Raw genomic sequence first — 13,821 nt, forward strand, 5'->3', positions numbered from 1 at the left:
CTTAGTGTATTTTTTGATATTGGTGATAGCCTCGGTCGACCAAAAATCCGGCCAAGACGGCTTCAAGAGTTGGCATTAACTGGGCGAGTAATACATTCCATGAGCCAATCATACTCTTGGGCACATAAACCAAATCATTGGGTTGGATCATAAAGTCGCGAGTTTCTCCTCGGAAAATCTTGTCTATGTTGACCTTATAGACTCGGGGATGTTTGATATTGCCGCGGATAACCAGTATATGACTGTTAGCGTTATCTAATAAGCCTTCGGCTCTCGATACCAATCGCCCTAGGGTCATGTGTTCACTGTAGCCGTAATAACTGGGTTTATTGATTTCTCCTGTGATAAAGACCTCCTGATTCATGGAGGAAGCTATGTAGACGTAATCACCATCTATCAAGGGAACATTGTGATGCATGTTACCTTTATGAATAAGCTTTGATAAATTAACGGGTAATAGCTTTTCTCCCCTTTGGATGTATGAGTGTTCAAGATCCGCCAATTCGATGGTATTGTCGTCAAACACACCGGTGGAGAAGCCGCCAGCCAGGCCGATGGCTTCGGCGGCCTTAAGTGAACCATCGAAGAAATATACGCCGGGGTGAAAGACTTTTCCTATGATAGTGATGGATGCACTGCGCATGTCATAGGGCATCAGCGTCACCTTAGGAAAATTAATATAACGCTGTAATTTTTCCTCTATTAGGGCGGTGGCCTGTGGCACGGTTTTGCCTGCAATTTGAACATCACCGATAAGCTTAAAGGTCAGACTGCCATCGAGTTTTACTATCGCCACTTCAGTGTCTAAATCAGGCTCGCCATAAACAAAAATATTAAATTTATCCCCGGCTGAAATCTCATAGATACCTGGCTTCACAAGGTGCAATTGAGTCAACTCATGCTTGATGCGCTGTTGAGAAATATGCAGGGGCTCATCTAAGGTTTCTACGTCTGCAATTTGTGGTAACTCTATGGGTAATTCCTGGGGTGGCTGTTTACTCAGGCCCAGGCTGGTACAGCCGCATAATAAAAAAGTCAGTGCGAATGCTTTGTTGAACAGGATAAAGTTATGCATGGTAGATATCCTTAGGCACTTGATTGAGTAAGATCCCAATGGGTTTTATATTCTTTTCGTTCAAATAGTTAGTTACCCGGTTGAGGCTGTCTTTTCGTGTGAACAGACTTTTTGCTATCAATATAATCGCCGCGGGTGAGTTGTTGATCACGCTGTAGAGTTGTAAATGACGCTGGGCAGGAAACAGCTCCCAGATAACCACATCATAGTTCTGGGATATGGTGTCGAGAGTGATGTTGAAACCGGCTTTATCCAGGTAGTTTAAGTAAATCTTTTGGTCGTATACGAAGTAAGCATGGTCGATGCCATGAGCTATGGTGAGGGGGTGCCATTGGGTTCTCTTGTCCGTAGATGAACGGGTTAAGCACAGCTTCATCGACACCATCACTTTCTTCGACAGACTCTATATACAGGACTCGCTTTCCCTGATGCAGATAAAGTTCGGTAAGGGCATTGGCTATAGTGGATTTACCTTCGTGCTCGTGGGTGCCACTTAAGGTGATCAGTTTACTTTGCTGGTTAGTCTCACTTATTAGTTGCTCTAGATACAGAAGAAACCCTGAAACGCGCTGAATAGTGGCAGTCTTCGACGGTATCTTTATCGGGAAGAATACCGATTAAACGTGTCGGGTCTATGTCATTACGTGTCTTCACACTCGGGTCAAAAACAACTCTAGCAAGCAGAACCAAGGTGCTAATGGTAAAACCTAAGGCACCGGCTGCACCAGCAATGAGTTTTCGATATGAGCGCTCAGGGTACTTGGGAGGAAGTGCATCTTCGATGATTTCAAAGTCACTGATATTCGATTCGAGGGCGAGTTTCGAGTCGGTGACTCGGCCTTCCAACGTGCTGACCAGGTTACGATATTCAATCATCTGATCTCTATGACGTTGGTAGTCCTGTCTTAGTCCATTTAAGCGTAACAGGCTGTCTTTGGTATTATTGATGGCTAGGCGATAATCGGCTAATGCCTGATCTGAGACATAGAGGTCAAACTCATAATGAATCTTCTCCAATTCAAGTTCCAGGTAGAGGGGGTTTTGGCCATAGATCTTAGTATCTGTCTGGCTAGTGAGCACCTTGTCATCAGCATTAGTTTGAAAGGAGGCTATTTTCTGTTCCATTGCCATGACTTTGGGATTCTGGGAGGTATATCTGAGTTTTAGTAGTTGTAGTGTCTCACGCAGTTCACTAATACGGCTCAGAGCGGCACCTGCAACCACAGTTTCCAGGGGGATCTCCTTGGGTATGGTGGCGAGCTTTGAAATAGTCGCCTTCAGCTTGGCTCTTTTTTCGCTGGTGGAAACTTGGCTTTCAATGTATTTAATTTCCAGAGTCTGTATTTTATGATAGTTAGATATCATCTGTTCATTAAATGACACTAAATTGTGCTTTTGTCTGAAATTTGCTTCCGCTTGTTGCGCTGTAATGAGTGCTTCTCGGCTGGTAGAAAGTTCCTTGAGGAAGTAACTATTTACTTTTCGTGCTGCTGAGTTCTGTACGCTTGAATAGGACTCAAGAAATACTGCACTGACGGTGTTCGACACCTTGACCGCCATTTCTGGCTGCTGCCAGGTGGCGGTGATGTTGATAATATCAGAACGATTACCTCGACTGATGTCTATGCTGTCGTATAAGTCTTGGGGAGTGAGTGACAGCTCCAGTTGTTCGATGACCCTCAGCAGATGGTCCCTGACCAATATTGTTTGCATTATGGTATTGAAGTCAATTTGCAGATACAGGTAAGGGATGTCCGCTTGTGATGACATGTTTTTCTGATGGCGAATAATGATGGTGTTGGCTTTCCAACTGTCTTGAATGAATGTTTTGGCCATGAGAAAGGCTAAGGCAGCACACAATATGGCGACCATAAATGGCAACCATATTTTGCCTTTCAGTTGCGACCAAAGCAGGCTCAAGTCAATATTCAGACCATTGGTTTCTGTTTGATCGTCATCTGCTGTAGAGAATTCAGATACCAAGCTCATACTCGATTATCCCGCGAATATCAGTGATACTTTCTACTTTGGCTTTAATGGGTTTATTGGCGGCTATCATGGCATATGAATCCTTGTCTCCTGGGTGATAGCCATGCATTCCAGGAATGGATTTAAGTCCCATGTAACATGGGGTTATCAACATACCTGGCTCCATTAAAAACATCAGTTCTCCAAATCTATGGTCGTCGAAATAGACATGCATCTGCTTCAATTCATCGTCTTCTACGATAGTGCCGTGGTCTTGTTCTTCGAGGACTTTGCGAATGATGGTTTCAGCATTCAGGGTGATAAACCAAAATCGTGCCATGGTGGAGTCGTACATGGCGACATAGTCTTTACCGTACTCAAGTCCGGTCGCCTTTATAGAAGGGATGAGGTCGATATCACCGGTGACGTCTTTCATGCCGTGGTCGGAGATGATGTAAAGTGCCACTTCATCGTATTGGCCTTGTGCCAGTTCATACAGGGAGCGTATTTGCTGGTCTAACCAAGCTATGTGCTTTTTAACTGCGGGGTGCTTGGTACCATGTTGGTGCATGATGCCATCGAGTCTGGGCAGATAGACATAGTTAAATCGGCTCTCACCTTTTTCGATTTCATGGCGATTACTTGCCAAGATCTCTTGTTCACTATGACGCCAATTCGAACAGTAATAAGGAATTTTTTTGTCTACACACCAGTCGAATATGGTATCTGTGGCCAAGATGCCACCGGGGACGAAATAGTCGCGCTTTTCCAGATAATCAAAATAGGGCAGATGGGCAAAAGGCACCGAATACATCTCAAAATAGCCAGTGTAGCCGTATACCTTGGCCATGGCCTTACTCAACCAGTGGCGTACGCGGCCACGGTCGAAAATTGAACTTGGTAGCAGTGCCAGATACTTGAAGGCTTTAAATGGGGATGCTTCTGGGTTGTAGTTAAAGCATGACCAGTGAGTGTGTTCGTCAGGAAAGCGCCCCGTGAGGATGGAAGGGTCGGCTCCAGATGAAAAGCCAAAGGTAGTTTGTAGTGGATGTGCATCTTGAATTATCCCTTCAAGAAATCCATAGCGCTGATATATCTCCCAGCCAAATGCATCAATAAATGTAAAAAGAGTCAGTTTCTTCTTCATGGGCTTTGCTCCAGATCTTGTTGGAATTCTCCTGATAATACCTACTCAATCGTCGTGCCAAATGTTCCCAGTTATAATTTTCTCTAACAAACTCAGCGCCTTGAGTCGATATTTTGAGTGAGAACCTTAAGTCCTCTAAGGTTTTAAAAATACTATTCGCAAATTGGGAGGCATTGTCGGCGTAGCAAATATGTTGTTGATCGCATAATGCCAAGCCTTGTGCCCCCACCCGAGTACTGACTACAGGTCGCTCCATGGCTAGGGCTTCCACCAGTTTTAATCGTGTACCACCGCCGATACGAAGGGGACAAATATAGACGTCAGCCATGGCGTAATAGGGACGAATATCAGGCACTTCACCTGTCACTACGACTCGCTCACCATCCTGCCAACTGTAGACTTCAGCCGTTGGTCTGGTACCTACGATAAGTAATTTGGCGTTAGGGAGCTTAGCTAATATCAGCGGCCATATTTTCTGCATAAACCAGCGCATGCCATCCACATTAGGTGGGTAGTCCATGGTGCCGGTAAAGACTAAGGTTGGATGGCTATTAACGGGTTTCTGTTGTGGATGAAAATAATGCCTGTCGAAACCATTCTCTAATACCAAAGGAGGGGGAGTCGCTTGTAGGTGTCGTAGCAGATAGTTCTTATCTTCCGTCGAACACACTACATGTAGCGGGAATCGAGTATTGAGTCGCCTTTCAAATACGCGGGTTTTAAGGATATTCTCGATGGCGGACAGACGTCGTTTCCAACCTGATAAGTAAGGCAGTTGCTCCAATTGAAATTCGCTATCGACCCGACTATGGTCGTTAACTAACGGGCATTGGCAGTCTATGACTTGAAAATATTGGGTCATACAGGTGTCAATACAATGCACCAGTTCAAATGCGTTAGATTGGATCAGCTCCTGGAGTGCATGACAGGCTTCAGTGTCAAACCAGCGGTGCATGGTATCGGGTGTAGGGTCAAATAATCGCTCAGACAAGGACCGCCAGGGTTTCAATCTTATGGGCCGAGTGTAGAGTTGGTCTAAAGGTAAGACTGACCGTAATTCATTGCCTCTGGTGACTTCTTCGTCGTTATGGGTGAGGCTAAACAAGATGACTTCATGCTCGTTGCAGATAGCCTTAAGTAGATTAAACACACGTTGGTGTGTTCCGCAATTGAGCGGATAGGGAATATAAGGCGTTACAAAGAGTATTTTCATACTGATTTCCTTGTCTCGATAATCTTGAGTCCGTTTAAATGCTTAAGTGTTTATTTTTCCATGTCGGCTGCTTAATGTGCTGAGTAATTGATTGGCGTGAAAACCCCAATCAAAGGCTTTTACCCGTTCGAGTCCAAGCTGGATCAACTGCTGCTTTAAAGACGGTTGTGTGAGTATCTTTCCCAGACATTGAGCTATGCTGCTTGGGTTTTCCGGGTCGAAACAAAGGGCCGCTCTCCCCACAACCTCGGGCATAGCACCCCGGTTAGAGCAGGTCACAGGTGTTGCACAAGCCATGGCCTCCACCAGGGGAAGCCCGAATCCTTCATAAAGCGAGGGCATAACTGTCGTTGCAGCTCCGTGATATAGGCTAGGAAGATCACTGGAATCTACGAACCCCAGCACCTTAATCGTGTCGGCCGCCGGTGAGTCGGCTATTCGTTTAAAAACCAATTTAGCACCAGACCAGGCGCTACCGACAAACACCAGAGGATGTTTGTGACGTATGTTGGCAGGGAGCTTTTCATAGGCTTGAATGAGACCGATATGGTTCTTACCCGGATGCTCGATACGTGAGACATATAAGAGGTAATTGGCTTTTAGATTGAGGCGCTTTAATCGCTGGGCGTGATCTTGAGGCGGTTGCTCATTGAACTGAATTTTATCGTAACCATTGTGAAGCACACTGATATTACAGGCCGGGATATGCAGAAACCTTTCCATATCCTTACGGGTATTGTCACTCACGGCGACTAAGTGAGGGCGATAGGGACTCACTCTGGGTTGTAGGAATTTAGGGACCAGATGGCGAATGTAGTGCATACGCAGAAAGTCGTACTTGTTAGCGATATGACATTGGGACAAATCGTGAATGGTGGCGATTGTAGGCAAGGGATAATGACTCAATACACGGCGGTTCGCTGCGGGCAGGATAAGGGCATCAAAATCGGTGGTTTTTAGTTGCTGCTTGACCCAATGAGGCAGTAACCAGGTGTGATAAACCATATTTGCCATGGGGTGGTTTAAAAACTTGGGCAGTACCACGATTTCTTGCCTGGGGTGCACAATGGGCCAATATTTACGATCGCTGTTATTGATTAGCACAGTAACATGATGCAACTTGAGCAACTCTATCGCGACGTTTTGCATATATTGCGATATCCCTGATTGTCCGTGATCGAAGCCGCAAGCACTAAATAGAAGATGCATATTCATTCCTCTTTTGAAATAGCCTAAATATAGAGTCAGTTGACAGAGATCTTGCCCTGTATCTTTGCTAGCGGCTGTAATGCCAGTCCTCTACGGTTCGATAAAATGCCTGTAAACGGGAGACAACTCGGGACCAGCAGTATTCGCTGTCAACTCGAGCAAGCCCGCTTTTTATCAGGCGATTTGCAAAGGATACTGAGTTTAATATTTTACTGACGTTGGCTTGGAGTGAATCCAGGTTATCTGGATTAAAAAGTAAGCCATCATCATTGTGCCTGATCAGGTGAACTAAGCTGCCGATACGACTGGCAACGACAGGTAAACCGGCACTCCATGCTTCCAATACCACAATGCCAAAAGGCTCATGAGTGGAAGCGAGTAAGAAGCAGCTGGACTGCTGATATAGTGCCGGTAGTAACTGGTTATCGGGTTCTATGCCTGGGATGATGGTGACATAAGCCTGCAGTTTATAGCGTTCGATTCTACTGAGTAATAGACTCAGATAGCTTGATTGGATCACCGGGCCAGCCAATATCAATTGATACTGATCATCCCCGCTGGCATGCAGTCGATTGAGTAAGTCGATAAGCATCAACTGATTTTTCTGACTGTCGATGCGCCCGACCGATAGCAGTAACTGTCGGCTCTTGGGTATATGCAGATGTTGGCGTACATCCAAGGTGACAGGGGTTGAAAAATAGCGGGAGTTGACCCCATTTGGTAAGTAAATGACCGGCTTATCGGGAAAACGCAGTCGGGTTTCAAGGTATTCATTGTAGCCAATGCAGATGATGCCACTGGCATCGGCCAGAACCTTCTGTGGTTGAAGCAGTAGATCGATAGCCTTACCGGCATTGAGGGTGTTTTTTAGCGGTTTTATCAGGCTGTCTATTTCGGTCCTAGGTACTGCAAATTGACCGCCGTGTAAGGAGATAACATAGGGTAATCCACGACGCTTGGCTGCATAGCGCACCATAGCTGCCATACGTTGCATTGTATGGCAATGATATAAACGGAATTCACCTTTCAATAACCTTTGGCTAAGGGAGAAAGAATAGGGATTACCGCCTTTCTTATCCAATTTTAGCTTCTTTTCCTTGGTCAAGCCCAGATAAGGGTAGTAGTAGCGAAAACGCTCGATGGGAATATTCTCAATCATCTCGGCTGGGATTCGGTTGAGTGCTTGTGTACATAGAATATGGCTTTTTATCTGGTGGTGTTGCTGTAAACCTAAGCTGGTATTCCATACAGCACCTTCCATTCCTCCCCAGTCTTTCATATGGAATCGACGCATGACCTGAGCGATAGGGTACTTGTCACGATTTTGCATATAGGGTCCCTTAATCCATTTCGCTGAAGCTAAAGTGCTGCAAGGAGCTAGTTTTCATAAAGTGCAGCTCACTATGATGTGTGAACAGATATACGATTACTGGTAACGGGATAACACAGCACGTTGTCCTGCCTGGTTGTTTTTTATCTGCTGGCGAACCCGGGTATTCCCCCAGCGCAAACCAATATAATAGGCCCAGTGGTAGACAAACAGTCGACAGGGAGTGGCGATAAGTCCTGCTATGTCCCTCGAGATGATGTGGTGGTAACAGTCTCGAAGCAAACCTTTGCTAAAGCTGGCGATGGCCTGGATAAGTTTATTACTCTTGTGATAGATAAAGGCATCGGCTTCTCCTTCCACAAAACGTCGACCGTAAAGCTGTTTTAAGCTGTAATTATGAGAATGCATGACTAGGGCTTTGGGAACATAGGCGAGCTTGTATTCATTCGTTCGAGCCCAGTGGCCCCACTCAGTATCTTCAGATGCCCAAGCATCGAGGTAGAAAGGATGTTGCTGCCAATATTGGCGCCGAATGGCGGCAAAGGGTAATGACAGGGTTATCCAGGAGGGCGCTTTATTGGATGCGGGAAAGCTGGTGGCGTAATCGCGTCTCACCCATAGATGAGCCTCGGGGCGGGGAATTTGGCGACCAAAGGCCGCGACTGTGTCGGGATCATCAAATGCGTCCAGTAGATTCGAGAGTGAGTCGTCTCTGAGTAATACGGCGTCAGAGTTTAAAAAAACAACTATGTCAGCTTGGGTTTGTTCAATGGCCTGATTGAGCACCTTACCTGGGTAGTAATCTTCTGGTTCAATCTGGATAAGTTGGCAATCATAGAAACTGGCAATCTCCAGAGTCCCATCAGTCGATCCTGAATCTACTAGGATCAAGTCATAATGCTGATGCTCTTGGGAGGCAAGTGCTGCAAGTGTATTGGCAATGACCCAAGCAGAATTTTTTGAGCGCATGATGATGGCGACTTTGGCCTTGTTAAAATCAGGGGTTTGTAGGGTTAGCTTGGCTTTATCTTGCGCTATCGGGGTTGATTCATGCATGAGAAGTGTCCTCTGTATCCTTTATATAGGCTGGTGAGGATTGAGAGGCCGGGATGGCTTCACATAGCCAGGCCGTCTCTCTGGTACTTATGTAGTCGAGTATCTTGTCGAAGCATTGAAATTTGTCACACAAGTACATGGTGATGGGGTGGATCAATATATTGGCATCGCGCCCTTGGGCCTCACAGGTTTTTAGTTGGTGTAACACAAGTTCGGTCCACTCCTGGATATAATAGCTTTCACTACCAAAATCATCGGACCATGAATAACGCTTTTGCCAGTGCTCGACCCACTGAGGACTGCGCTCTGCGTGGTAGAGGTGTTCATGGTCGGGAATGATGTTGATAGGGTAATTGTAAACCCCATATTTGGATGGCAAGGGCTGGAAATTATCTCGTTTTACCCCATCGGAGCAAAGCTTGATCCCGAGATGGCTTAAAATCTTGTCTGTATGTGGACCGTGCATATACATATGATTGCGCCAACAGGTGATCCGCTTTCCAGTTTTGCTCTCGATGATCTTTATGGTGCTTAGGGTATCTAAATACTGGTACCAATAGGGGCCGTTATAGCTAGCTAAAAGTTTGTTACAGATGCGGTGCCAGATTTGTGGAGTAAAGCCACTCCAAGTATGACCGCCAATGTCGACCCAGTCGCTTTGACATAGCACTTGGGTGTCGGCCCATTCTTCAAGGAAACAACGACCAGTGACAAAACAGGTTAACTTGACCTGGGCCTGTTCGATACGCTTGAGAAATAACTTGGCGGTGTTTAGCTCTGAAATATCACAGTGCTGCTGGTTGCCCGTATGCAAACTGGCGTGATGAATATCCGCGCTTAGATAAATCATATATTGGCGTCCTCTAAAGATAAGCCATAGCCGTCAAGTAGGTTACCCAGATTGACGTCCATAAAGTCCTGCCAGTTTTTAAGGTAATGTCGGGTTATGGGATCGGGAGAATATTCTGTTAGCGGCTCTTGTCGATAGAGCACATAAGGAAAGCACAATGGCAGTTTCTCCACTTGGGTCAATGCCTGATAAGTCCAAGGGGAAGGTCCTTCTATGATGGGATATCCGGCGGTGCTTAGCCCCCAAAGCCGCTTCACAAGATTTTTAAACTTATCCTCGCTATGCCAGAAGGCATCGTCTGCTGCGGATTTAAGGTAGCTTGTCCAGGTGAGCTCAGGCTTGTTCAGACGCTTTCGCTCACAGCTAAGATGAATTGGCTGTAAGGCTGTTATTATGGTTTCGTTCCAATTTGCCAGGTTAATATCCTTAAACCGACTATAACTTGGGGTAAAACGAAAACTCATAGCCTGAAGATAGAGTTGTTTGAATTTTGGGTCTATGGCGTGTTCATTTGCCATACGTTGTTGTTTTTCGGCATAAGACCAATGATATCTACCTCGTGAGAATAAGAGTGCATCCCCGTAGCCTATGATTGCTTTCATGGTGTGCTTAATGACGGTGGACCTATACCGTTCGGGTTGGCTTTGTGCTAACAAGAAGCGATTTATCAACAGCAGTGCTCCCCGATTAATCAATAAGTTTCGTACATCCCAAGCTGGGATATTATCTAAGGTATGTTGGGTTAATGATGGCACGAAATCCGGGTCTCCCAACAAGGTCCGGTGACCGTGTCGCATGTCATACCAAATAACCCTGCATGCCGACTTTTTCATCTTATGGACCGTGGTAAAAGAGAGATCAATGCCTAAATCAGCCTGGTGACGAATAGCTTGTAATGCCTGATTGATTGACTGCTCTAGTCTAGGGTCTGTGTTGTTATGCCTGTTTAGGATCAGTAGTAGGTCGAAATTATTGTGGGGATAAAGTTGTCCACTAACAGGGTGTGGAATGAGCCCTCCTTCACCACGGCCATAACCGCCTAATAGGACTAATGCACAAACTTGGTCTTTATTGAAAAATTCCATTATGGTGTCGCACACATGTTCTAGGATATGTTGGCAAATGGATTCAGCCGCTGGATCCTGTAGCAGGGTGACATTGTTAATGGTTAGCATGCCTGTCTCCCCCAGCCATTGGAGTGGCTGTCATGGCTTGATTCAAATTTTCTTTAAGCAGATGCTTAAAAACCTGGATAAGCTGGTGTGTATGCCTATCTATGGTGTATTGCTGCACTATGCGTTGCTGAGCAAGTGCAGCATTTCTCTGGGTCGTGTCAGGGTGCTGGAGTAGGTCCCGAATGGCGCCGCCGAGAGCTAAGATGTTGTTGCTATCGACCAGCCTGCCGTTTATCCCATCTTGTAACCACTCAGGAATCCCGCCTACACTGGTGGCGATAACGGGGCAGGCGTGGGAAAGAGCCTCAATGCCGGCCAAACAAAATGTTTCAGGCGAGCGAGAAGGGATGATCAAGGCCGAAGCTTGTTGGTAGAGTTTGGTCAATGTACCTGAGCGACAGTAGCCCTTAAACTTCACTAGATGATCAATTCCAAGTGTCTGACTGAGTCGTTGTAACTCATCTCTTTGAGGGCCATCTCCACAGATGAGTAAATTAACTTCCATATTCAAGCTAGCCATAGCCCGCAGTAAGACATCGACTCCTTTTCCCCGTACCAGAGCGCCTACATAGAGTAACTGACTCGAGTGTCTGGGCTGAGACAGCTTGATAACTGAAGTATTGGAACTGGTGAATAATGGGATCACATGGGTCTTATCAAGCTCGAATTGGTGTTGTATCAACACCCGAGACATATATTCGGATCCAACAATAAACCCGGCTAAGTTTCGATTACTATTTTGTTGTGCAACTAAATTTCCCAGCCGATTTACCGTTAATTTATGTTGGCTGTTGCGACCAATGAAACCTAAACAGACATAGCAGCCTGGGCCTGTTTTTCGCTGACAAGTGTTATGGCCTATGGTGGTGTATTTATGCTCTCTTAGGCAGAAGAGCTTATGGTCATGAAAAAAGCGAATGCTGGGAATACCACTCTGCACACAAGTGTCTATGTCTTGTATCTGGTCTAGTTGATGAAGGTAGATAATATTGGGGCTGTGATGATTTAATTGCTCACTGAGCTTAGTGATGGGGTAGGCACTATTAAAGACATGGGTAAATCTGGGATGAATTTCTCCATCTAATTGATATAGTAAGGTTGATTTTATTCCTTTTTCCGCTAAAGCCTTCACAGTATCGTAGATATACCTTTCTGCCCCCCCAATGAAGTCGGCATGTTTATTTACCCAGACAATATGTAATGTGTGGGTATTTGTATTTTGCATACGACTATGCGAGTGAGTGACTGCAGAATGTGCCTTTTGCATACCAGGCATCCTTTTTGATTTAGGGATACTGGGTTATTGCATGGACCTTGCCAGAATAAGAGGTTCCAGGGTCAACTTGATTTATCTGGATAGATTTTTCAGCTGAAATTTCTTTTCATTTTCAAGAAGTGCTGTTCGAATAAGTGAAAACTGCTTAACCCGAGCAAGGTGGTGAGAATAATCGTCGCAGAAAACGTCACTGGCCAATAATCTATACCAAAATGAGCCACACATTTGGCTACAAGGTTATATGCCAACATATGTAGCAGGTACATACCATAGCTAATCTGTCCGATTTTTTTAACCAGTCTATTTTCGAATAGGGGATAAATCATAGGTCGGGTGCAAGTGACACAGGAAGCGATTAATAATGCCATCAAAATATACACCAGTATTAATGGTACTCCCTCTATAGCCAGTGATGTAATGGTGGCGGTGAGAAATATAATGCTGGACTCGGGTCTGGTAATGACCAGAGATATAATCTGATAACTCTTCTTGTTGGCTAATGTGTGTGCGAGTACAACACCAATACAGATAGGAATGGCAATGACTTCTAACACTCTTAAATAGATATGATCGCCGTTTATACCTGCGTATTGCAAAATAAGACTGGCGAGAATAATCAGAATCAGCATGGGGATTGATGTGCTGGGTGCGAGCATACGTTCTATGCTTGGCCAGATAAGATAGAACTGCTCTTCTGCAGCCAGAGACCAGGCGAAGAAGAAGATGATCCGTTCTTCTGCAACAAAAGGAACAAACACATTGGACGTGTAGGTGGCAAAATATTTGAGATTATCCAGAAAAGCGGTTCCCGCCCTGGTTTCTGGCTCAAGAACGAGCACCAGACAAATATAAACGAGTAATACAGCATAATAAAGGGGGAAAATACGCAGGGTTCTGCGGATATAAAACTGCTTAAGATCGATCTTACCATTATTTCTTTTCTCTTTAAGGAGCAAAGAGGTGATTAAGAATCCGCTGATCACAAAAAAAAGAGTCACTCCGTGAAATCCCTGACTCGCGAGTCGTAGCTGATCCCAATAGGGATAGCCTGCATGATGCCAAATGACGGCCAGGATACTCAGGCACCTTAAACCATCTAGGCATAAGTACCTTTTTTGATTTAGGTAATGAGTATAAGTCATTGGACCGCCTCTCTTATGCTTGATAACCGCTTTGTATTAGGAAGCAGATGTCAGTTTAGGGTGCTAATGGTTCTAACGAAGGGCTATTTATGAGCAAGTGTAGTCTAAAAGTGTTTATTGGGTGAGTATCTCGCAGCTCACTTCTTCTCTTTGTCATTCCTATTATGTAGGTCTAGATACATAAAATTGAATGAATAACCTGCTAGATAAACATTCGCTAATATTATGCATGAAAAGTGATTAAGATCGCATTTTTATAATGTAGATGGGTTACACTTTTATACACTTGTTAAGCTAAACTGAGTTTAAGTAGATTGTAATTATTTAATATCAGTTTAACTCAGGATGTACACAGGTCATTAACATGTCTAGTTTCAATG

Annotated in this window: 12 protein-coding genes; all 12 read right to left on the reverse strand. The window is 45.0% G+C overall.

The window, feature by feature from the left end:
• Position 1: 1 nt before the first annotated feature.
• The gene (locus SVI_RS07340) at positions 2–1,075 is read right to left on the reverse strand and encodes a polysaccharide biosynthesis/export family protein (protein ID WP_049791043.1); all 1,074 of its coding nucleotides are present in this window, start codon (positions 1,073–1,075) and stop codon (positions 2–4) included.
• A complete protein-coding gene (locus SVI_RS07345; protein WP_041419772.1) occupies positions 1,068–1,451 on the reverse strand; it encodes a hypothetical protein in 384 nt (127 codons plus the stop codon). Before SVI_RS07345 ends, SVI_RS07340 begins: the two co-directional genes overlap by 8 nt.
• Positions 1,452–1,600: 149 nt before the next feature.
• A complete protein-coding gene (locus SVI_RS07350) occupies positions 1,601–3,064 on the reverse strand; it encodes a GumC family protein (protein ID WP_013050838.1) in 1,464 nt (487 codons plus the stop codon).
• Positions 3,048–4,190, reverse strand: coding sequence for an alkaline phosphatase family protein (locus tag SVI_RS07355; protein ID WP_013050839.1), 1,143 nt, complete (start codon positions 4,188–4,190; stop codon positions 3,048–3,050). Before SVI_RS07355 ends, SVI_RS07350 begins: the two co-directional genes overlap by 17 nt.
• On the reverse strand, positions 4,156–5,403 hold the full coding sequence (locus SVI_RS07360; protein WP_013050840.1) for a glycosyltransferase: 1,248 nt from the start codon (positions 5,401–5,403) through the stop codon (positions 4,156–4,158). The genes SVI_RS07355 and SVI_RS07360 overlap by 35 nt, the downstream gene beginning before the upstream one ends.
• Positions 5,404–5,445: 42 nt before the next feature.
• Complete coding sequence (locus SVI_RS07365) at positions 5,446–6,612, reverse strand: glycosyltransferase family 4 protein (protein ID WP_231847780.1); 1,167 nt, start codon at positions 6,610–6,612, stop codon at positions 5,446–5,448.
• 67 nt (positions 6,613–6,679) lie between these two features.
• The gene (locus SVI_RS07370) at positions 6,680–7,942 is read right to left on the reverse strand and encodes a glycosyltransferase family 4 protein (RefSeq protein WP_157608665.1); all 1,263 of its coding nucleotides are present in this window, start codon (positions 7,940–7,942) and stop codon (positions 6,680–6,682) included.
• Positions 7,943–8,038: 96 nt separating this feature from the next.
• Positions 8,039–8,998, reverse strand: a complete 960-nt coding sequence (locus SVI_RS07375; protein ID WP_013050843.1) for a glycosyltransferase family 2 protein — start codon at positions 8,996–8,998, stop codon at positions 8,039–8,041.
• Positions 8,991–9,848, reverse strand: coding sequence for a polysaccharide deacetylase family protein (locus tag SVI_RS07380; protein ID WP_013050844.1), 858 nt, complete (start codon positions 9,846–9,848; stop codon positions 8,991–8,993). Before SVI_RS07380 ends, SVI_RS07375 begins: the two co-directional genes overlap by 8 nt.
• Complete coding sequence (locus SVI_RS07385) at positions 9,845–11,023, reverse strand: hypothetical protein (protein WP_013050845.1); 1,179 nt, start codon at positions 11,021–11,023, stop codon at positions 9,845–9,847. The genes SVI_RS07380 and SVI_RS07385 overlap by 4 nt, the downstream gene beginning before the upstream one ends.
• Positions 11,010–12,290 (reverse strand): glycosyltransferase family 4 protein, encoded by a 1,281-nt coding sequence (locus tag SVI_RS07390; protein WP_013050846.1) that lies wholly within the window; start codon positions 12,288–12,290, stop codon positions 11,010–11,012. Before SVI_RS07390 ends, SVI_RS07385 begins: the two co-directional genes overlap by 14 nt.
• Positions 12,291–12,388: 98 nt before the next feature.
• Entirely contained in the window at positions 12,389–13,441 is a 1,053-nt protein-coding gene (locus tag SVI_RS07395; RefSeq protein ID WP_013050847.1) for an acyltransferase family protein, read from the reverse strand.
• Positions 13,442–13,821 lie beyond the last annotated feature (380 nt).

Origin of the sequence: Shewanella violacea DSS12 (assembly GCF_000091325.1) — a bacterium.
Classification (GTDB): Bacteria; Pseudomonadota; Gammaproteobacteria; order Enterobacterales; family Shewanellaceae; genus Shewanella; species Shewanella violacea.